The 20,124-nt window shown below is 73.4% G+C and carries 17 protein-coding genes; 12 read left to right on the top strand and 5 right to left on the bottom strand.

Going from position 1 to position 20,124, the window contains the following annotated elements:
• The first annotated feature begins 90 nt into the window (after window positions 1-90).
• The 9 genes from AC069X_RS28350 (at window position 91) to AC069X_RS28310 (ending at window position 10,710) form a co-directional block, all read left to right on the top strand.
• Window positions 91-1,128, top strand: coding sequence for an aldo/keto reductase (locus AC069X_RS28350; RefSeq protein ID WP_478732787.1), 1,038 nt, complete (start codon window positions 91-93; stop codon window positions 1,126-1,128).
• Between the two features lie 73 nt (window positions 1,129-1,201).
• Complete coding sequence (locus tag AC069X_RS28345; RefSeq protein WP_478732785.1) at window positions 1,202-1,795, top strand: GNAT family N-acetyltransferase; 594 nt, start codon at window positions 1,202-1,204, stop codon at window positions 1,793-1,795.
• Between the two features lie 56 nt (window positions 1,796-1,851).
• Window positions 1,852-2,874 (top strand): NAD-dependent epimerase/dehydratase family protein, encoded by a 1,023-nt coding sequence (locus tag AC069X_RS28340; RefSeq protein WP_478732783.1) that lies wholly within the window; start codon window positions 1,852-1,854, stop codon window positions 2,872-2,874.
• Window positions 2,875-2,883: 9 nt separating this feature from the next.
• Entirely contained in the window at window positions 2,884-4,170 is a 1,287-nt protein-coding gene (locus AC069X_RS28335) for an activator-dependent family glycosyltransferase (protein WP_478732781.1), read from the top strand.
• A gap of 9 nt (window positions 4,171-4,179) precedes the next feature.
• Window positions 4,180-5,460 (top strand): activator-dependent family glycosyltransferase, encoded by a 1,281-nt coding sequence (locus tag AC069X_RS28330; protein WP_478732779.1) that lies wholly within the window; start codon window positions 4,180-4,182, stop codon window positions 5,458-5,460.
• A 22-nt stretch (window positions 5,461-5,482) separates the two neighbouring features.
• Entirely contained in the window at window positions 5,483-6,787 is a 1,305-nt protein-coding gene (locus AC069X_RS28325) for an activator-dependent family glycosyltransferase (RefSeq protein WP_478732777.1), read from the top strand.
• Window positions 6,788-6,790: 3 nt separating this feature from the next.
• Entirely contained in the window at window positions 6,791-8,086 is a 1,296-nt protein-coding gene (locus tag AC069X_RS28320; RefSeq protein WP_478732775.1) for an activator-dependent family glycosyltransferase, read from the top strand.
• 40 nt (window positions 8,087-8,126) lie between these two features.
• Window positions 8,127-9,404, top strand: coding sequence for an activator-dependent family glycosyltransferase (locus tag AC069X_RS28315; RefSeq protein ID WP_478732773.1), 1,278 nt, complete (start codon window positions 8,127-8,129; stop codon window positions 9,402-9,404).
• Between the two features lie 31 nt (window positions 9,405-9,435).
• The gene (locus tag AC069X_RS28310; protein WP_478732771.1) at window positions 9,436-10,710 is read left to right on the top strand and encodes an activator-dependent family glycosyltransferase; all 1,275 of its coding nucleotides are present in this window, start codon (window positions 9,436-9,438) and stop codon (window positions 10,708-10,710) included.
• 90 nt (window positions 10,711-10,800) lie between these two features.
• On the opposite strand, the gene AC069X_RS28305 is transcribed toward AC069X_RS28310, so the two are convergent.
• Both AC069X_RS28305 and AC069X_RS28300 read right to left on the bottom strand, forming a co-directional pair.
• Window positions 10,801-11,505: a YqeB family protein gene (locus AC069X_RS28305; RefSeq protein WP_478732769.1), complete on the bottom strand. Its 705-nt coding sequence runs from the start codon at window positions 11,503-11,505 to the stop codon at window positions 10,801-10,803.
• Between the two features lie 97 nt (window positions 11,506-11,602).
• Window positions 11,603-12,733, bottom strand: coding sequence for a sensor histidine kinase (locus tag AC069X_RS28300; RefSeq protein ID WP_478732767.1), 1,131 nt, complete (start codon window positions 12,731-12,733; stop codon window positions 11,603-11,605).
• 414 nt (window positions 12,734-13,147) lie between these two features.
• Between AC069X_RS28300 and AC069X_RS28295 the strand changes: the two genes are divergently transcribed.
• The 3 genes from AC069X_RS28295 (at window position 13,148) to sbnB (ending at window position 16,898) form a co-directional block, all read left to right on the top strand.
• The gene (locus AC069X_RS28295) at window positions 13,148-14,659 is read left to right on the top strand and encodes a 4-hydroxyphenylacetate 3-hydroxylase family protein (protein ID WP_478732826.1); all 1,512 of its coding nucleotides are present in this window, start codon (window positions 13,148-13,150) and stop codon (window positions 14,657-14,659) included.
• A 94-nt stretch (window positions 14,660-14,753) separates the two neighbouring features.
• Window positions 14,754-15,794, top strand: coding sequence for a 2,3-diaminopropionate biosynthesis protein SbnA (gene sbnA / locus AC069X_RS28290; RefSeq protein WP_478732765.1), 1,041 nt, complete (start codon window positions 14,754-14,756; stop codon window positions 15,792-15,794).
• Window positions 15,795-15,908: 114 nt separating this feature from the next.
• Complete coding sequence (sbnB, locus tag AC069X_RS28285) at window positions 15,909-16,898, top strand: 2,3-diaminopropionate biosynthesis protein SbnB (protein WP_478732763.1); 990 nt, start codon at window positions 15,909-15,911, stop codon at window positions 16,896-16,898.
• A gap of 80 nt (window positions 16,899-16,978) precedes the next feature.
• On the opposite strand, the gene AC069X_RS28280 is transcribed toward sbnB, so the two are convergent.
• The 3 genes from AC069X_RS28280 to AC069X_RS28270 all read right to left on the bottom strand — a co-directional run bounded on the left by AC069X_RS28280 (window position 16,979) and on the right by AC069X_RS28270 (window position 20,119).
• The gene (locus AC069X_RS28280; protein ID WP_478732761.1) at window positions 16,979-17,971 is read right to left on the bottom strand and encodes a Gfo/Idh/MocA family protein; all 993 of its coding nucleotides are present in this window, start codon (window positions 17,969-17,971) and stop codon (window positions 16,979-16,981) included.
• A 69-nt stretch (window positions 17,972-18,040) separates the two neighbouring features.
• Window positions 18,041-18,649, bottom strand: coding sequence for a dTDP-4-dehydrorhamnose 3,5-epimerase family protein (locus tag AC069X_RS28275; RefSeq protein ID WP_478732759.1), 609 nt, complete (start codon window positions 18,647-18,649; stop codon window positions 18,041-18,043).
• A 117-nt stretch (window positions 18,650-18,766) separates the two neighbouring features.
• A complete protein-coding gene (locus AC069X_RS28270) occupies window positions 18,767-20,119 on the bottom strand; it encodes an NDP-hexose 2,3-dehydratase family protein (RefSeq protein ID WP_478732757.1) in 1,353 nt (450 codons plus the stop codon).
• Window positions 20,120-20,124 lie beyond the last annotated feature (5 nt).

Raw genomic sequence — 20,124 nt, 5'->3', positions numbered from 1 at the left:
GCGATCCGCCTCCCGAAGTGAATCCATGGGCCCGAGGGCCACTGCCCGGGCCTTTCCGAAGCAGCACGAGAGTTGTCAGCACCGGATTTTATGGAGTACATAGAAATGTGGCGCACCAAGCTGACCGACGGTTATTCCGTGAGTGCGCTCGGCCTTGGCTGCAGTTCGATGTCCCACGGCTACGGAGCCGGTCCGCGGGATGACGAGGAATCCACCCGCGTCATCCACCGGGCCCTGGATCTCGGCATCAACGTATTCGACACGGCCGATGTGTACGGTCCGTTCACCAACGAGGAACTCCTCGGCCGCGCCCTGGAGAACCGCGGGGACGACGTCGTCATCGCGACCAAGTGCGGAATGATCGCCCAGTCCGACGGGAAGTTCGTCCGCGACGGCCGGCCCGAGCACCTGCGCCGGGCCTGCGAGGCCTCCCTGCGGCGGCTGCGGACGGACACCATCGGCCTCTACCAGCTGCACCGGGTGGACCCGGCCGTGCCGATCGAGGAGACCTGGGGCGCCCTGGGCGAACTGGTCACCGAGGGGAAGGTGCGCGGTCTCGGCATCTCGCACGCCACCGTCGAGGAACTCGGCCGGATCCACGCGGTCTTCCCCGTCGCGGCGGTGCAGTACGAGCTGTCGGTCTGGTCCCAGGAGAACAAGCGGGACGTCCTGCCCTGGTGCAGGAGCAACGGCGTCGGCTTCCTGGCCTTCGCGCCCATCGGGCGCGGGTACCTCTCGGGCCGGCTCGCGCACGAGCACCTGCACCCGGACGACTCCCGGGTCCGTGACCCGCGGTTCGGGGAGGACGCCATGCGTTCCAACGGGGCGATCCTCGACGGCCTGCGGGAGATCGCCGCCCGGCACGAGGGTGCCACGGCCTCCCAGGTGGCGATCGCCTGGGCGCTGGCTCAGGGCCCGGACGTCGTGCCGATCCCGGGTACCCGGCACCTGCACTGGCTGGAGGAGAACGTGGCCGCCGCCGGGCTGCGGCTCACGCGGGCGGAGCTGGACCTGCTCGACCGGCTGCCGGCCGCGGTGGGCGACATGCGCTGGGACAGCCTCCGGTCCGGCGGCACGCCCCCGCCGCCGGCGTCGGACGCGGGTGGCGCCACGGCGTCCGGAGCCTGACGGTCCCGGACGGGACCCGGCGGTCCTGCCGCTCGCCCCCTCCTCCCCCCGACCCGACCGATTGGACCGACCCGTGCTCTTCCCGCACACCGCCTCCCGGCGCCTGGTGTTCCGCCCGGCGTCGGACCGCCACCACTCGGAACTCGTCCGCACCATGCTGCGCACCGGCATCGAGAGCGTCAGCCCCTCGGCGCGCGGGGGCGACCGCGCCCTGTCCGCGTGCGACGCCGCGTTCCTCGTCACGTCGCGCGGCAGCGGGGACGTCCTGGGGTTCAGCACGCTGCACGGGCTGGACCGCGCCGGGCACGTCAAGTCGGGGGTCTACCTGGATCCGCGGCGGGCCCGGCTGGGTGTCGGGTCCGAGGCGATCTACCTGACGATCAACTACGCCTTCGCGGTGTTCGACGTCGAGAAGGTCATCGCGCAGACGACGGAGGCCACCTTCGGCTCGGTCGGTCTGACCCCCGACAGCAGCGAGGCCACCGCGGTGCTGCGGGAGCACCTCTACTTCCGCGGGCGCCACTGGGACCTGCACACCTTCGAACTCGGGCGCGGCGAGTGGGAGCGCCACGTCGACGGCGACCTGGGGGGCGTCCTCGGCCCGGGGCTGAGCTGGCGCGAGGCCCCCGGACCCCGCTCCACGCCCTCCCCCCGTCCGGCGGCCTGACGCCGCCGGGCGCGCCCGCGCCCGCCGCCCACCGGAACAGGATTTAAGGAGAACCAGTGCCAGGTCACGCAACGGCACCGCTGATCACCGTGCTCGGAGCCTCAGGCCTGCTGGGTACGGCCGTCAGCCGGGAACTCGCGGGCAGGCCCGTCCGGCTGCGGCTCGTCGGCCGGCGCCCCGTGGCGGTCCCGCCCCGGCCCGTCGCGCTGATCGAGGAACACCGGACCGACCTCACCCGGCCGGGCGCGGTCGCGGACGCCGTCGCCGGCTCCGACGCGGTGATCCACCTCGTGGCGCACATATCCGGGGCCGGCACCTGGCGGGTCGCCGACGGCGACGCCCTCGCCGAGCGGGTCAACGTCGGGCTGGTGCACGACGTCATCGGGGCGGTGCGCGCCCGGCGTCCGGAGCGGCCCCCGGCCCTGCTGTTCGCCGGGTCGCTCTCCCAGTCGGTCAGCGTCCCGGACGCCCCGGCGGCGGACGGGGTCCAGCCCCAGTCGCTGCTGACCACGTACGACCGCCACAAGCTGGCCGCCGAGCGGGCGATCGCGGAGGCCACGGCCGAGGGGGTGGTGCGCGGTGCGACGCTGCGCCTGTCGACCCTGTACAGCCTGGGCACGGACGCGACGGACCTGGACCGGGGCGTGGCCGCCTCGATGACCCGGCGCGCCGTCGCCGGGCAGCCGCTCACGGTGTGGCACGGCGGGACGGCCAAGCGGGACCTGCTGGGCATCGACGACGCGGCGCGGGCGTTCACCGCGGCCCTCGACGCGCTCGACGCGGTCGTGGGCGGGGCGTGGGAGGTCGGCTCGGGCGAGCAGACCAGCGTGGCGGAGCTGTTCTCCGCGATCGCGGGGGCCGTGTCCCGGCACACCGGGCTGCCGCCGGTGCCGGTGGTGGACACGGTGCCCGCCGAGTTCGCGCTGCCGACGGACCGGCTGGACTTCGTCCTGCGTTCCGCGCGGTTCCGCGAGCTGACCGGGTGGGCGCCCCGCGTTCCGCTCCGTGAAGGCCTGGACCGTCTCGCCGCCGCCGTGGCGGGCCAGCCGGCGGCCGCCCTGGCCGGCCGCGACTCCTAGGGGGACCCGATGCGCGTACTGTTCACCTCCACCCCGGACAAGAGCCTCTTCCAGCAGATGGTGCCGCTGGCCTGGGCGCTGCGTACGGCGGGCCACGAGGTCCGCGTCGCGGTCCCGCCGAAATTCGCCGACGTGGTCACCCAGGCGGGGCTCACCGCCGTCCCCGTCGGCAGCGACCGTCCCGTGTGGCGGCTGCCGCAGCTCGATCCGGAGCGGATGGAGGCGGACCGCAAGGGACTGCCGGACCCGTACCGGGCGGCCGAGCAGGATCCGCGGGACCTCGACTGGGAGACGATGCGGGCGGGTTACGCGCACGTCGTCGGCCAGTGGCACAAGACCGACAACTTCCCGATGACCGCCGACCTGGTGGAGTTCGCCCGGCACTGGAAGCCGGACCTGGTCCTGTGGGAGCCGCTGGCCTACGCGGGGGCGATCGCCGCCAAGGCGGTGGGGGCCGCCCACGCCCGGCTGCTGTGGAGCATCGACGTCCTCGGGATGACGCGCAGCCGCTTCCTGGACCTGAAGGCGTCGCGGCCGCGGGACGAGCGGAGCGACCCGCTCGCCGAGTGGCTGGGCGGCTACGCCCGCAAGTACGGCGGGGAGTACAGCGAGGACCTCGCCACGGGCCACTTCAGCATCGACCAGTTCCCCGTCTCCATGCGGATGGCCGCGGACCTGCGCTACGTGCCCATGCGGTACGTGCCGTACGGCGGGCCGGCGGTCGTCCCCAAGTGGCTGTGGGAGGAGCCGAAGAGGCCGCGGATCGCCCTCACCCTGGGCATCGCCGCCACGAACCGGTTCGCCGGGCACGTCGCGGACGTGGGGGACATCCTCGACTCGCTGGCCGGTCTCGACGTCGAGGTCGTCACCACCCTCGCCGAGTCCGAGCAGCGCAAGCTGAAGCGGATCCCCGGCAACGTCCGGGTCGTGTCGTACGTGCCGTTGCACGCCCTGCTGCCCACGTGCAGCGCGGTGATCAACCACGCGGGCCCGGGGACGTTCCTGACCACGGTGCTGAACCCGGTGCCGCAGATCGCGGTGCCCTGGGACTTCGACGAGCCGGAACTGGCCCGCCGGGCCGCCGCGCAGGGCGCCGTGCTGTCCGTCCGGGCCGACCGGGCCACGGGCGCGGTGGTACGGGAGGCCGTACAGCGGGTGCTGGGCGAGCCGTCCTTCCGGCAGGCGGCGCGGGACCTGCGCGACCAGTTCCTCGCGCTGCCGACGCCCAACGAGCTGGTGCCCGTGCTGGAGGAGCTCACCGCCGAGTTCCGCTCCCCCGTCCGACGTCCCGAGTGAGGCGAAGTCATGCGTGTCCTGTTCGCGGCGAACCCGCACAAGAGCATCTTCCAGTACATGGCGCCCGTCGCGTGGGCGCTGCGCACCGCCGGCCACGAGGTGCGCTTCGCCAGCCTGCCCCGGTTCGCCGACGTGATCACCCAGGCCGGTCTCACCGCCGTGCCGGTCGGCCGCCGGCAGAACCCGGCGCGGCTGCTGGAGCTGGCCGATCCGGCGCTGCTGGCGAAGTCCCGGGCCGGTCTGCCGGCGCCCTGGGACGTCACGGAGGACCCGTCCAGGGCGACGTGGGAGCACCTGTCCACCGGCTACGAGCTGGCGACGGGGTCCCTGCGCGAGGACAACTTCCCGATGACCGCCGACCTGGTGGAGTTCGCCCGGCACTGGAAGCCGGACCTGGTGGTCTGGGAGCCGTTCACCTACGCCGGGGCGATCGCCGCCGAGGCCGTCGGCGCGGCCCACGCCCGGCTGCTCTTCGGCATCGACGTCTTCGGCGTGGCCCGCGAGCACTTCCTGCGCGTACGGGCCGGGCAGCCGGAGGGCGAGCGGAGCGACCCCCTCGCCGAGTGGCTGGGCGGGTACGCGCGCAAGTTCGGCGGTGAGTACTCGGAGTCCATGGCGACGGGCCACTTCACCATCGACCAGTTCCCCGCGAGCCTCCAGACCCGCGCCGCGGGCGTGCGGTACGAGCCGGTGCAGTTCATCCCGTACGGGGGTCCGGCGACCGTCCCTCGGTGGCTGTGGCAGGAGCCGGAGAAGCCGCGGGTCGCGCTGACGATGGGGCTGAGCGCCACCGAGGTGTACGACGGCTACACCATCGACACCCGCGACGTCCTCGACTCGCTGGCCGACCTGGACATCGAGCTGGTCGCCACGATCGCCGACAGCGAGAAGGCGGCGCTCGGCCCCGTCCCGGGCAACGTCCGGCTGGTGCCGTACGTGCCGATCCACCACCTCGCCCCGACGTGCAGCGCGTTCATCCACCACGCGGGCGCGGCCACCCTCGCCACGGTCGCCCGCCACGCGGTCCCCCACCTGTCCCTCAGCTACCACTGGGACCAGCCGATCCTGGGCCGGCTGCTCACCGAGCAGGGCGCCGGACTCGACATGCACACCAGCCGGGCCACCGGCGAGAGCGTCCGCGCGGCCGTCCGGCGGCTGCTGGAGGAGCCCCGGTTCACCGAGCGCGCGGCGGCCCTGCGCGACGAGACCCTCGCCCTGCCCACCCCCAACCAGCTCGTCGCCCGGCTCGAGGAGCTCACCGCCCGCCACCGCGGCGCACGCCGCGCCTGACGCACACCAGAAGGGCAGCACCATGCGCGTCCTGTTCACCACGTACCCGGAGCGAACGCACTTCCTGAGCATGGCCCCGCTGGCGTGGGCGCTGCGCACCGCCGGGCACGAGGTCCGCTTCGCCAGCCAGCCCAAGTTCGCCGACGTGATCACCCAGGCCGGTCTCACCGCCGTGCCCGTCGGCCGCGACCGGGACCTGTGGCAGATCCTCTCCCGGGACCCCGACTGGCTGGGCCGGTCGGACGCGGGCGGGATGCCGCTGCCCTACGACGTCGCCGAGCGGCGGCCCGGGGACATCACCTGGGAGTACCTCAGCGAGGGGTACGCGGCCCAGGTCGACCGCTGGCACAAGAGCAGCAACGTGCCGATGGTGACCGAGCTGGTCGAGTTCGCCCGGCACTGGAAGCCGGACCTGGTGGTCTGGGAGCCGCTCACCTACGCCGGGGCGATCGCCGCGGAGGCCGTCGGCGCGGCCCACGTCCGGCTGCTCTTCGGCACCGACATGTACGGGGTGGCGCGCGAGCACTTCCTGCGGCTGAAGGCGGAGCGGCCGGAGCGCGGGGACACCGATCCGTTCGCCGACTGGCTGGGCGGCTACGCCCGCCGGTACGGGGGCCGGTTCGGCGAGGAGCTGATCACCGGCCAGGCGACCGTCGACCTGGTGCCGGAGGTGCTCCAGAACCGCGCGGACCTGGAGTACCTCCCGCTGCGGTACGTGCCGTACGGCGGCCCGGCGGTGGTGCCGTCGTGGCTGCACCGTGCCCCGGAGAAGCCCCGGGTGGCGCTGACACTGGGGCTGAGCACGACCGGGCACGGCGGCGAGTACGCCGTCGGCGTGCAGGACGTCCTGGACGCGCTCGGCGAGCTGGACATCGAGCTCGTCGCCACGATCGCGGAGGCCGAGCAGCGCAAGCTGACGAGGATCCCCGGCAACACCCGGGTGGCCTCCTTCCTGCCGCTGGACGCGCTCACCGCGACGTGTGACGCCGTCATCCACCACGCCGGTTTCGGCACCCTCGCCACGACGGCGCTGCGCGGGCTGCCGCAGCTGATCCTGCCCTGGGACAACGACGGGCCCGCGCTGGCCGCCGGCGTCGCCCGGACCGGCGCGGGTCTGGTGCTCAACCCCCGCCGGTCCTCGGGCGCGGACGTGCGCGACGCGCTGCGCCGGCTGCTGTCGGAGCCGGAGTTCCGCCGGGGCGCCGCCGGGCTCCGCGACCGGATGCTGGCCATGCCCTCGCCGAACGACCTGGTCGGCACGCTGGAGCGGTTCGCCGCGGAGCGGGGCGGGCGCGCCGCGGCGGCCACGGCCCGGCTCGGGGCGTGAGCCGTGCGCGTCCTGTTCGTCGCCAATCCCGAGCGCGCGCACGTGCTGGCCATGGTGCCGCTGGCGTGGGCGCTGCGCACCGCCGGGCACGAGGTCCGCTTCGCGAGCGCCCCCTGGTTCTCGGACGTGATCACCCGGGCGGGTCTCACCGCCGTGCCCGTGGGCCGCGACTACGACCTGTGGGAGCTGCTGCGCCGCAGCATGCACACCGTCGAGGACTGGTCGTACCGGCCGGAGTTCGGGCTGCCCGCGCCGTACGACGTGGCGCAGGACCCGGAGCGGGCCGGCTGGCGGCACCTGACGGAGGGGTACGCCGGGATCATCCACCAGTGGCACAAGCCGGCGGCGTTCCCGATGACCGCGGCCCTGGTCCGGTTCGCCCGGGCCTGGCGTCCGGACCTCGTGCTGTGGGAGCCGCTGGCGATGGCGGGCCCGATCGCCGCGCAGGCCTGCGGGGCCGCCCACGGGCGGCTGCTGTGGAGCGTCGACGCCTTCGGCCGGACCCGGGAGGAGTTCCTGCGGCTGCGGGACGCCCAGCCGGAGGCCGAGCGGTCCGATCCGCTCGCGGAGTGGCTGGGCGGCCATGCCCGGCTGTACGGCGGTGAGTACACCGAGGACCTCGCGACGGGGCAGTTCACCGTCGACCAGCTCCCCGCGTCCGTGCGGCCGGCGAGCGCCCTGCACACCCTGCCCATGCGGTTCGTGCCGTACGGGGGGCCGGCGGTGGAGCCGCGCTGGCTGTGGCGGGCGCCGGAGCGGCCGCGGGTGGCGGTGACGATGGGGATCAGCTCGGCCGCGCACGCCGGCGGCGAGGGCTTCGACGTCCAGGACGTGCTGGACGCGCTGGCCGGTCTCGATGTCGAGGTCGTCGCCACCGTCGGCGGGGAGCAGCGCGAGCGGCTGTCCCGGGTGCCGGACAACGCCCGGCTGGTGTCCTACGTACCCCTGCACTCCCTCGCGCCGACCTGCGACCTGGCCGTCCACCACGCCGGGTACGGGACGTTCCTGACGATGGCGCGGCACGGTGTCCCGCAGCTGCTGCTGCCCTGGGACTTCGACGGCCCCCTGCTGGGCCGGCTCGCCGCCGCGCAGGGCGGCTCGCTCGCCGTCGGGGCGGAGCGGGCGACGCCGGAGGCCGTGCGCGAGTCCGTGGTGCGGCTGCTGGGCGAGCCCGGTTTCCGCGAGCGGGCGGCGGCGCTGCGGGAGGAGTCCCTCGCGCAGCCGTCGCCCAACGAGCTGGTGCCCCGGCTGGAGGAGCTCACCGCCGCGTTCCGCTCGTCCGTACGCCGCTCGGCCTGAGCGGCGCCCCTTCACCTCCCCTTCCCGGAAGGCAGCAGCCATGCGCGTCCTGTTCACCGTCCTCCCCGAGAAAACGATCTTCCTGAGCATGGTGCCGCTGGCGTGGGCGCTGCGCACCGCCGGGCACGAGGTCCGGGTGGCCTGTCAGCCCAAGTTCGCCGACGCCGTCACCCAGGCCGGGCTGACGGCGGTCCCCGTCGGCCGTGACAGCGACCTGTTCCGGGTGGCCCGGATGGACCCGGAGGAGCTGGAAGCGGCGCGGGCCGGGCTGCACGCCCCGTGGGACGCGGCCGAGGACCCGGCGAAGGCGGCGTGGGAGCCGATGCTGAACGGCTACTACGACGCCGTCGCGAAGGGCTTCAAGCCCGACAACTTCCCGCTGGTCGCCGGCCTGGTGGAGTTCGCCCGGCACTGGAAGCCCGACCTGGTCGTCTGGGACCCGCTGACCCAGGCCGGCGCGATCGCCGCGACGGCCGTCGGCGCGGCCCATGCCCGGCTGATGTTCGGGCTGGACGTCTTCGGCGCGGCCCGCGAGCGGTTCCTGCGGCTGAAGGCGGAGCAGCCGGAAGGGGAGCGCACCGACCACCTCGCCGACTGGCTGGGCGGGTACGCGCGCAGGTTCGGCGGCGAGTTCACCGAGTCCATGGCGACGGGCCACTTCACCATCGACCAGTTCCCGCGCAGCCTCCAGGTGGAGGCCGGGGAGCTGGACTACCTGCGCATGCGGTTCGTCCCGTACAACGGCAAGGCGACGGTCCCGAAGTGGCTGTGGAGCGCACCGGAGCGGCCCCGCGTGGCACTGACGATGGGGCTCACGGCCACCGACCACTACGGGGGCTACACGATCAGCACGCAGGACGTGCTCGACTCCCTCGCCGACCTGGACGTCGAGGTGGTCGCCACGCTGTCCGAGGCCGAGCGGGCGGGGCTGCGGCACGTCCCCTCGAACGCCCGGCTGGTGCCGTTCGTCCCCCTGCACGCGCTCGCGCCGACCTGCTCGGCGGTGATCCACCACGCCGGGACCGGCACGGTCGCCACGATGGCGGGGCACGCCGTCCCGCACCTGTCGGTCCCGTACCACTTCGACGAGCCCCTGCTCGCCCGGAAGCTCGTCGAGCAGGGCTCGGGGCTGGAGCTGGCGCACGACCGGGCGACGGGTGCCGCCGTCCGCGAGAACGTGCTGCGCCTCCTGAACGAGCCGCGGTTCGCGGCGCGCGCCGCCGCCCTGCGCGAGGAGATGTCGGCCCTGCCCACGCCCAACGAGCTCGTCCCCCGGCTGGAGGAGCTCACCGAACGCCACCGCACGTCCGCCCGCTGACGCGCCGCGGCCGCCGAACGAGAGACGAAGCATGCGCATTCTGTTCACGTGCTACCCCGAGCGCACCCACTTCCTGCTCATGGCCCCGCTCGCGTGGGCGCTGCGCACCGCCGGGCACGAGGTGCGGGTGGCCTGCCAGCCGAAGCTGACCGACGCCGTCACCCGGGCCGGGCTGACGGCGGTGCCCGTCGGCAGCGACCGTGACCTGTGGCAGGTGGCCGGCCGGCTCAAGGGCAGCGGGGCGCGGCTGGCGCCGGGGCTGGCCGAACCGTACGACGCGGCGGAGCGCGCCCCGGAGGACATCACGCTGCCGTGGCTGCGCGAGGCGTACCGGGTGCGGATCGAGGCCGCGCACAAGATGACGAACGCCCCGCTGGCGACGGCGCTCGTCGAGTTCGCCCGGCACTGGAAGCCCGACCTGGTGGTGTGGGAGCCGCTGACCTTCGCCGGGGCGATCGCGGCCGAGGCCGTCGGCGCCGCGCACGCCCGCATGCTGATCGGGGCGGACGTCTACGGGATCGCCCGGCAGCACTTCCTGCGGCTGCGGGAGGCCCTGCCGGAGGGCGAGCGGGGCGCGGACCCGCTCGGGGAGTGGCTGGACGGCTATGCCCGGCGGTACGGGGGCGGGTTCACGGAGTCCATGGCGACCGGCGGGTTCTCCCTCGACCTGCTGCCGCCCTCGCTCCAGGTGCACGCGCCCGGCCTGGAGTACCGGTCGCTGCGGTTCACCCCGTACGGCGGGCCGGCGGTCGTGCCGCGCTGGCTGTGGGAGCCGGCGCGGCGTCCCCGGGTGGCCCTGACGCTGGGTCTGACGGTCAGCGACCACGGCCTGGCCTATCCGGTGGACGTCCAGGACATCCTCGACCACGTCGCCGACCTGGACATCGAGCTGGTGGCGACCGTGAGCGAGAAGGCCGCGAAGGAGCTGCGGCGGGTTCCGGACAATGCGCGGCTGGTGTCGTACGTACCGATGCAGGCGCTGCTGCCGACCTGTTCGGCGGTGATCCACCACGCCGGGGTGGGCACCCTCACCACGGCCGCGTTCTACGGCGTGCCCCAGCTCGCCCTGCCGTGGGACGTGGACCAGCCGCTGCTGTCGTCGCGGCTGGCCGCGCACGGCGCGGGCCTGACCACGCACGCGACCCGGGCGACCGGGGCCGTCGTCCGCGAGAGCCTGCTCCGGCTGCTGGAGGACCCCGCCTTCTCCGCCCGGGCGGGCGATCTGCGCGACGAGGTGGGGGCGGTGCCCCACGCGAACGCGCTGGCACGGGAGCTGGAGGAGCGGGTGGCCGCCGGCCGCCGGTGACCGGCGAAAGGGGGGCGGCCGGTCCGGCCGCCCCCCTTTCGCGTCCCGCGCCGGTCCGCCGCGTCCCGCCCCGGCGGCCGGCGTGGCCGGTCAGTGCTGGAGCCTGCGCCAGTACTGCTGCTTGTTCCGGTCGCACACGACCAGGTCCAGGCGCTGGAGGTCGCCGCGCAGTTCGCGGAGTTCGTCGCCGGAGCCCGGCTTCTTCAGGAACTCCCGGCGGGCCTTGAACAGGGCGTGCGCCTGGGCGGGCAGCTGGGGGCTCTCCGGCACCCAGAGCTGGAACTCCGCCTTGTGCGGGTCCTCGTCCGCCCAGGTGTAGCCGTGCCGGGTGAAGGCCTCGGCGAGCCGGGCACGGTCCTGGTCGCAGTCCTCGCGGGCCAGTTCCTCGGTGCCGTGGCCGAGCAGGACGAGCTGCTTGCCGTCGCGGAAGGCCATGGCGACGTCCGCGCCGGGGTACTCCCGCGACTCTCCCTTGCGGGTGAACAGCACCTGGGTGTCGGACACGGTGACGGACAGTTCGCTGAACTTCACGAGGAAGCCGGCGATCAGGCCGACCAGGCCGCCGAGGGCGATCGCCCCGATGGTGAGGCCCGGTTCGGGGATCGCCGAGACCAGCTTCGCCGGGCCCTGCATGGGTGCCCAGGGCAGGGTCACCACCCACTTCGCGAGCACCTTGGCGAGCCAGCAGATCCCGGCTCCGACCAGCGCGAAAATCAGGCAGACGAGCACTTGGCCCCAGAGCGGTTCCGAGACCTCGGTGGATCCGCCCGCCTTCGGATTCAACTCTTTCGCCACTGCTGGACTCTCCTGTTCGTTGATCGGTCACGCCGCGGCGCGACGTTCTGTTTCGGTGCGGGTGCGGTGCGGGGCGCACCGCGCCGGGGTGCCGGGGCTACGGCCAGGGCAGCCGGGCCGTGATGCCCCAGCCGCCGTCCCCGGTGGGGCCGTACTCCAGCCGTCCGCCGGCGAGCGACACCCGCTCGGCGAGCCCCGCCAGCCCCATGCCGGAGGGTGCGTACGCGGACGCCGCGGGCCGGGGGGCGGGGGCCGGGTTGGTCACCTCGACGGTGAGCCCGTCGCCCTCTCCCCCGGTCACGTGGACGTCGGCGGGGGCTCCCGGGGCGTGCTTGCGCACGTTCGTCAGGGCTTCCTGCACGACCCGGTAGGCCGTGCGGCCGACGAGGTCCGGTACCGCTCGCGGGACCTCCTTGAGCAGCCGCACCCGCATCCCGGCCGTGCACGACTCCGAGACGAGCCGGTGCACGTCCGCCAGCGTGGGCTGGGGCCGTTCGCCGGCCTGCGGCGCGCGCAGCACCGTGAGGACCTCGCGCAGTTCCTGGAGGGCCTGGTGCGCGCTCTCCCGGATCACCCCGGCCGCCCGGGCGATGTCCTCGCTCGGGGCGTCGGGGCGGTACTCCAGCGCCCCGGCGTGCAGGGTCAGCAGGGACAGCCGGTGCCCGAGCACGTCGTGCATCTCCCGGGCCACCTCCTCCCTGGCCCGCATCTGTGCCTGCTCCGCCCTCAGCCGCGCCTCGGAGGCCACCCGGACGAGCAGCTGCCGGCGGTGGTGGACGAAGAGCCCCCACCCGACGGCGCCGCCCTGGACGATGGTCCCGAAGACGAAGTAGTGGAAGGCCGACATGGCGGGGTCCGGGCGCAGCAGCGCGTCCGAGAGCACCGGCAGCAGGCTGGCCAGGTAGACGGTGACGGTGGTCCGGGGCTTGCGGTGGACCGCCACGGAGAACAATGCCGCGACCATGGCGCCCGCGACCATCTCGAACGGCACCGAGAGCGCCATCAGCACGCAGGCGACCTCGACGGGCCTGCTGCGGCGCAGCCACAGCAGGCCGCAGCCGAAGGCGCCGGCCATCTGCTCGACGTGCATCCAGTTGAGGCCGAGCTCCGGGGCCGCCTGCGTACGGCTCTTCGCGACCGCCACTCCGTAGGCCACCGCGAGGAGGAACAGGGCGGTGTCCACGATCCAGTCCCGTGGACTCCGCCGACCGGGCTGAGAAGCAGTCATGGAGGGGAGCACGCTTCGGACTTTACCGTCGTGATCTCTTCCCGCCGGAGGTGCGGACGGTGGACGATACCTTGGTCGGACTGTTGGAGACGTTCGTCTCGGACGAGGTCGCAGGACGGCGTCACATCCGCCCTCCCCCGTCTCGCCGGCGGGACGCGGCACGCGCTCGCGGGCCGTCGCTCCGGGCCGTTTCCCGCTCCCCGTCCCCGTCGCCGCGCCGCCCCGGGGTTTCTCGGCCGGGGCGGCGGACCGGCATGCCCGGCCACGGGTCCCCGCGGCGTTCCCGCCGTCCGCACGGCCCCCGCGCCGCACCGGCGGCGCGGCCCTCCAGGCCGGCCCCTTTTTCCCCGAGAGAAGGCCCAGTTGACGAACACACCAGGTCCGACGAGCGACGCGCCCAACGATGTCCGCCCGATGAACGGTGCGGAGTACCTGGAGTCCCTGCGGGACGGGCGCGAGGTGTACATCCGCGGCGAGCGGGTCCGGGACGTCACGGCGCACCCGGCGTTCCGCAACAGCGCCCGGTCCGTGGCGCAGCTGTACGACGCCCTGCACGAGCCGGACGCCAAGGGTGTCCTGAGCGTTCCGACGGACACCGGGAACGGCGGGTTCACGCATCCGTTCTTCAAGACCGCGCGGAGTTCCGAGGACCTGGTCGCGGCGCGGGACGCCATCGTGGCGTGGCAGCGGCGGGTGTACGGCTGGATGGGCCGGACCCCGGACTACAAGGCGGCCTTCTTCGGGACCCTCGACGCGAACGCGGAGTTCTACGGGCCGTTCGCCGACAACGCCCGGCGCTGGTACCGGACGGCACAGGAGCGGGTGCTCTACTTCAACCACGCGATCGTCCACCCGCCGGTGGACCGCGACCGGCCGGCCGACCGGACCGCCGACGTGTGCGTGCACGTCGAGGAGGAGACCGACGCCGGCCTGATCGTCTCGGGCGCGAAGGTCGTGGCCACCGCCTCGGCGCTCACCAACGCGAACCTGATCGCCCACATGGGTCTGCCGCTGCGCGACAAGCGCTTCGCCGTCACCTTCACGGTGCCGATGGGCTCCCCCGGGCTGAAGCTGTTCTGCCGCACCTCCTACGAGATGCACGCGGCGCTGCTGGGAAGTCCGTTCGACTATCCGCTGTCGAGCCGGCTGGACGAGAACGACTCGATCATGGTGCTCGACCGGGTGCTGGTGCCGTGGGACAACGTGTTCATGTACGACCCGGCCGCGGCGAACTCGTTCGCGAGCCGGTCGGGGTTCCTGGAGCGGTTCACCTTCCACGGGGTCACCCGCCTCGCCGTCAAGATCGACTTCATCGCCGGCTGTCTGCTGAAGGCCGTCGAGGTGACGGGCAGCTCCGGCTTCCGGGGCGTGCAGGCGCAGATCGGCGAGGTCCTCAACTGGCGGGACCTGTTCTGGGGGATGTCGGACGCGATGGCGAAGTCGCCCACGGAGTGGGTGAACGGTGCCGTGCAGCCGAACCTCGACTACGGGCTGGCGTACCGGACGTTCATGGGCATCGGCTACCCGAGGATCCGGGAGATCATCCAGCAGGTCGTGGGCAGCGGCCTCATCTACCTCAACTCCCACTCCAGTGACTGGAAGAACCCGGAGATCCGCCCCTACCTGGACCGCTACCTGCGGGGCTCGCGCGGGGTGGAGGCCATCGACCGGGTCAAGCTGCTCAAGCTGCTGTGGGACGCGGTCGGCACGGAGTTCGCCGGACGGCACGAGCTGTACGAGCGGAACTACGGCGGCGACCACGAGGGCATCCGCGTGCAGACCCTGCTGAGCTACCAGGCGCGCGGTCAGGCCGACGTCCTGAAGGGCTTCGCGGACCAGTGCATGGCGGAGTACGACATCGACGGCTGGACGCGGCCCGACCTCTTCGGGCCCGAGGACCTGCCCCGCCTGGTCACCGGGAACTGACCGTGCCCCGCACGCGCGGGCGATCCCCCCGGAGGCGGTCCTCGTCCTCCGGGTTTCCACGTACAGCACCACGTCTTCAGGGCAGGGGGAGCCGGTGACCTCGCACACGCTCAAGGGGATCCTCTCGACGGTGGGGAACACGCCCCTGGTCGAACTGGAGCGGATGTCGGCCGACCACGGTCTGCGGATCCACGCCAAGATGGAGCGCTTCAACCCCGGCGGGAGCATCAAGGACCGCTCCGCGCTGGCCATGCTGATGGAGGGCCTGCGCACCGGTGCGGCCGTGCCCGGCCGGACCACGGTGATCGAGTCCAGTTCGGGGAACCTCGCGATCGGGCTGGCACAGATCTGCTGCTACCACGGGCTGCGGTTCATCTGCGTGGTGGACCCGCGCACCACGGAGCAGAACCTCGCGATCCTGCGCGCCTACGGGGCCGAGGTGGAGCTCGTCGGCGTGCCCGACCCGGAGACCGGCGAGTTCCTGCCCCAGCGGCTGCGCCGGGTGGCCGAGCTCGCGGCGACCGTGCCGCACGCGTACGTGCCGGGCCAGTACTCCAACCCGCTCAACCCCCAGGCGCACCTGGAGACGATGCGCGAGATCGACCAGGCCCTGCGCGGCTCCGTGGACTACGTGTTCTGCGCGGCCGGCACCACGGGGACCCTGGGCGGGTGCGCCTCGTACGTCCGCCGGCACGGCCTGTCGACCACGGTCGTCGCGGTCGACGCGGTGGGCAGCAGGCTGTTCGACTCGCCGGTGTCCTGCTCCCGGCTGATCCCGGGCCACGGCGCGGCCGTGGTGCCCGCGGTGTTCGACCCGACGGCCGCCGACCGGGTGGTGCACGTCGGCGACCTGGAGGCGGTGGCCGGCTGCCGCCGGCTGGTGCGGCGCGAGGCCATCCTCGCCGGGGGGTCCTCCGGCGCCCTGGTCGCCGCGCTGGAGAAGCTCGCGCCGGAGATCCCGGCCGGCTCGTCCGTCGTGCTGATCCTGCCGGACGGCGGGGACCGCTACCTGGACACCATCTACTCGGACCACTGGGTGCGCCGGCACTTCGGCGAGGTCCCGCTCCCCGCGCCGGCCGCGCACGACGCCGGCGGGGCGTACGGAGCGCTGCCCGCGGCAACGGCTTCCGGCTGAGCGGGCGGCGCGGACCCCGCGCGCCCCTCCCCGGTACGGAAACGAGGCCCAGGTCCCGGCGCGGGCCTGGGCCTCGCCCTCAGATCCCCTGGTACGGACACGAAGGAGACTCCCTTGCTGGTCATCGGTCATCGTGAGGTGCAGGACGTCATGCGGGGGCAGGAGGAGCGGATCCTCTCCCTGGTCGGCGACGCCTACCGGCTGCACGACGAGGGGCGCACCGCCCTGCCCCACTCGGTGTTCCTGCGCTTCCCCGACAGCCCCCGCGACCGCATCATCGGCCTGCCCGCCTACCTCGGGGGTGAGGACGCGGTGGCCGGGATGAAGTGGATCGCGAGCTTTCCCGGCAACGTCGCCGCCGGCAAGGAGCGGGCGAGCGCGGCCATGGTCCTCAACTCCACCGCCGACGGCCGGCCCGAGGCCGTGATCGAGGCCTCGCTGATCTCGGCCCGGCGTACCGCGGCCTCCGCCGCGCTGGCCGCCGCCCACCTGGTCACCGGCCCCGATCCGGACGGCATCGCGCTGATCGGCTGCGGCCCGATCAACCGCGAGGTGCTGCGCTTCGTGAAGGCCCGGCTGCCCGGGGTGCGCGAGGCCGTGCTGTTCGACACGGACCGCGCCCGCGCCGAGGCCTTCGCCGCCGAGGCGGCGGTGTTCGCGCCGGACCTCGTGTTCAAGGTGGTGGAGCGGGTGCGGGAGGCGCTCGGCTCCCACCGGCTGGTCTCCCTGGCGACCTCCGCCGGCGAGCCCCACCTGGACCTGTCCGCGTGCCTGCCGGGGGCGACGGTCCTGCACGTCTCGCTGCGCGACCTGACCGTGGACGCGGTCCTGGGGGCGCAGAACGTCGTGGACGACGCCGACCACGTGTGCCGGGAGCGGACCTCGCTGCACCTGGCCGAACTGGCCACGGGGGGACGGGAGTTCGTCGACGCGACGATCGGGTCGCTGCTGCGCGGCGGATCCGGCTTCCGCAGGGACCCGGAGCGGATCGCGGTGTTCTCCCCCTTCGGCCTGGGCGTGCTCGACCTCGCCCTGGCCCGGTGGGTGCGGGACGAGGCCCGCGAGCGCGGCGCCGGCACCTCCGTCGAGGGGTTCCTGCCGTAGCCGGCGCCCTTCCGGCACGCGCACGCGTACGGCCGGTGCCCCGCCCATCCCGGGCGGGGCACCGGCCGTACGCGTGGCCGTCAGACCTCGATGACGAGCGCCTTCGCCCGGATCTCCTCGACCAGCGCGGCCTGGCGCAGCGAGCCCTCCTGGTGCTCCCGTATGTCGAGGCCCCCCAGGACGGCGTCCGTGAAGGTGTCGACGACGTTCGCGAACTGGTGGTCGGCCGGCAGCACGAACTGCTCGTGGTGGTCCTGCCGTTCGACGCGCATCACCGGCTGGTAGGTCTCCGGCGGCGTGAAGGCGCGGTCGAGGACGATGCGCCCCGTGCTGCCGGAGAGGCTGTAGGTGTTGCGGTACGAGTGCTCCATGCCGAACGTGAGCCGTGCGGGCACCCCCTCGGGGGTGCACAGCAGCACCCCGCCCGAGAGGACCACGCCGCGGCTGCGGTCGTGCCGGAAGACCGCGCCGACGACCGTGAGGTCGCTGCCGAGGAAGTACTGGGCCGCCCGGACGGGGTAGCCCCCGAAGTCGAGGAAGGCCCCGCCGCCGACCTCGCTCTGGTAGCGGATGTCGCCGGCGGGCTTGGGCGGGATGGTGAACTCGCTGGTGAACTCGCGCACCTCGCCGATGGCGTCCTCGGCCAGGGCCTTGCGCACCGCCGCGTGCTGGGAGTGGTAGAGGAACATGTAGTTCTCCAGCAGGACCAGCCCGCGCGCCCGCGCGTCGGCGACCAGCCGGCGGGTTTCCTCGTGGCTCGCCGTCAGCGGCTTCTCGACGAGGACGTGCTTGCCGGCCTCCAGGGCCCGGGAGACCCATTCGGCGTGCAGCCGTCCGGGCAGCGCGATGTAGACGGCGTCGACGTCCTCGCGCTCCAGCAGCGCTCCGTACCCCTCGACCGGCACCCCGCCGAACCGGTCGGTGAACCGGACGGCGGACTCCGCGCGCCGGCTGGCGATCGCCGCGACCTCGACGGCGGGGTTGTCCCGGAGGGCGGGGAGCGTACGGCGCCAGGCGATGTCCGCGCACCCCATGATCCCGATGCGCAGTCTGTCGCTCGTGCTTTTGAACATGTGGAAGAACTCCGCTCAGCATGGGGTGAGAAGACGGGCGCCCGGTGGGCCGGGACGCCCCGTGGGGCGTCAGCCCTTGATCGAGCGCTCCCTCAGCGCCTCGTAGTGGGCGAGGCACTCCTCGTAGGTGGGGAGCATGCCGAGGGCCACCGCCTCTGCCAGGGTGGGCGCGGCGGCGTCCTTCTCCGACATGACGGGCGGCTCCTCCAGCCCCCACGGGATCCCGATGTCCGGGTCCAGCGGGTTGACCTCGATCATCGTGCCGGGGATGTAGGCCTCCGAGCACAGGTAGTTCATGCACGCGTCGTCGGTCAGGGTCAGGAACGCGTGGCCGATGCCGTCGGCCAGGTAGACGGCGGTGCCGGACTCCTCGTCCTGCGGGGTCACCTCGTACATCCCGAAGGTGGGCGAGCCGACCCTCAGGTCCACGGCGACGTCCAGGACGGCGCCGCGCACGCAGGTGACCAGCTTGGCCTGGCCGGGCGCCAGGGAGGTGCTGTGGATGCCGCGCATGGTGTTGCGGCAGCTGACGGAGTAGTTCGCCTGCCCGACGGTGAACGGGTAGCCGATGATGTCCGTGAGGATGTCGGCGCGGAAGGCCTCGTAGAAGGATCCGCGCCGGTCCGGGTACTTGTTGGGGACGATCCTGTAGGCCCCCTTGATCTTCGTTTCGGTCACTCGTGCCGCGTCAAACATGGCCCACCCGTCTCGGAGTCTCGCGCTCGTTCACATCACCCGGCCGGTCCGGCTCCTCCGGACCGGCCGGCCGGTCCGGCCCGTCCGGCCCGCGTCCGCTCAGCACAGGCTGAGCAGACAGGTGAGCAGGGACCGGGCCTCGATGTTGAGGTAGTGCCCGTGGCGGAGCAGGCCGGTCAGCTGCCGGACCGTCATCCAGCGCAGGTGGGGCGGTACGTCGGCCGGGAAGTCCTCGCCCACCTCGATGATCTGGTAGCGCGTGCCGGCGTGGTGGAAGCGGCCGCCCTCCTCCGACAGGACGTGGTCGTACCGCGTCGTGCCGCCGCCGGGCAGCAGGGCCTCGCGCAGGAAGGCCTCCTGGACGGAGTCCACGTCCTGGCCGGGGTGCAGCTGCACGGTCGGCGCCATCTCCACCTGGTCCATCAGGCCGTACTCGGGCCGGGCCCGCACCAGGAGCCGGAGCACGCCGTCGGTCTTGCGGGCGACGAACACGGCCCTGCCGTCACCCCGGGGGTGGAGCAGGGGCTGGGTCCACCGGGCGACCTCGCGGTTGCCGGCGGTGACCTCGACCGCGATGATGCGGAAGCTCTCGGCCGACTCGTCGGCGATCTCCCGGTCGTCGCGCTTCCAGCCGGCGACGTCGGTGAGCGGGACCAGCCGGGCGGTCCACTCGACGCCGGTCTTCGCCTCGTTGAACCAGCTGAGGATCCCGCCCGAGCCGTCCTGTCCGAACCGGCCGTCCACCGCGGGCTCTTCCCGGTACGAGCGCACCAGCGCGTCGCGGAAGGAGTCGCCGGCGGGTGCCGGGGCGTCCCCGGGGACGAGGAACGGCATGCAGGACAGCACGGTGCGGGCGTCCATGTTGACGAGGTGGTCCACCGCCATCAGTTCGCGGACCAGGTCCAGCGGGAGCCAGCGGAAGTCCTCGTGCTCGGGCACGTCACCGGTCGCGAGCACCACCATGTTGCGGTTGCGCTTGCGCCAGAACCAGGCGCCCTGCTCCGACTGGAGCACGTCCACGAGCACCTGGCCGCGGTCCGGCCCGGTGAAGAACTCCAGGTACCGGGTGGACGTGCCCCGGTGCACCTTCATGTAGTTGCTGCGGGTCGCCTGCACCGTCGGGGAGAGCTGGAGCGTGTTGGAGTTGCCCGGCTCCATCTTGGCCTGCATGAGGCAGTGCAGGACCCCGTCGAACTCCTTGACGAGGATGCCGAGGATGCCGATCTCGGGCTGGTGGATGACCGGCTGCGACCAGATCTCCTCGCCGCCCTGGCGGACCTGGAGTCCCTCGACGGTGAAGAACCGGCCGCTGGCGTGGCCGAGGTTGCCGGTCAGCGGGTCGAACCCCCAGGAGTCCAGGGCCTCGAAGGGGATGCGGCGGACCGAGAACTCACCGGCCTGGTGGCGTTCGGCCCACCAGGCGTGGAACTCGGCGGTGGACTTGAGGATCACCGGGC

The organism is Streptomyces sp. NPDC043896 (genome assembly GCF_056435605.1).
This window is presented reverse-complemented; position numbering and strand designations above follow the sequence as displayed.

Coding starts and splice junctions, on each gene's coding strand:
- AC069X_RS28350 (WP_478732787.1), top strand. CDS start 91: ATGGAGTACATAGAAATGTGGCGCACCAAGCTGACCGACGGTTATTCC.
- AC069X_RS28335 (WP_478732781.1), top strand. CDS start 2,884: ATGCGCGTACTGTTCACCTCCACCCCGGACAAGAGCCTCTTCCAGCAG.
- AC069X_RS28330 (WP_478732779.1), top strand. CDS start 4,180: ATGCGTGTCCTGTTCGCGGCGAACCCGCACAAGAGCATCTTCCAGTAC.
- AC069X_RS28325 (WP_478732777.1), top strand. CDS start 5,483: ATGCGCGTCCTGTTCACCACGTACCCGGAGCGAACGCACTTCCTGAGC.
- AC069X_RS28315 (WP_478732773.1), top strand. CDS start 8,127: ATGCGCGTCCTGTTCACCGTCCTCCCCGAGAAAACGATCTTCCTGAGC.
- AC069X_RS28310 (WP_478732771.1), top strand. CDS start 9,436: ATGCGCATTCTGTTCACGTGCTACCCCGAGCGCACCCACTTCCTGCTC.
- AC069X_RS28300 (WP_478732767.1), bottom strand. CDS start 12,733: ATGACTGCTTCTCAGCCCGGTCGGCGGAGTCCACGGGACTGGATCGTG.
- AC069X_RS28295 (WP_478732826.1), top strand. CDS start 13,148: ATGAACGGTGCGGAGTACCTGGAGTCCCTGCGGGACGGGCGCGAGGTG.
- AC069X_RS28280 (WP_478732761.1), bottom strand. CDS start 17,971: ATGTTCAAAAGCACGAGCGACAGACTGCGCATCGGGATCATGGGGTGC.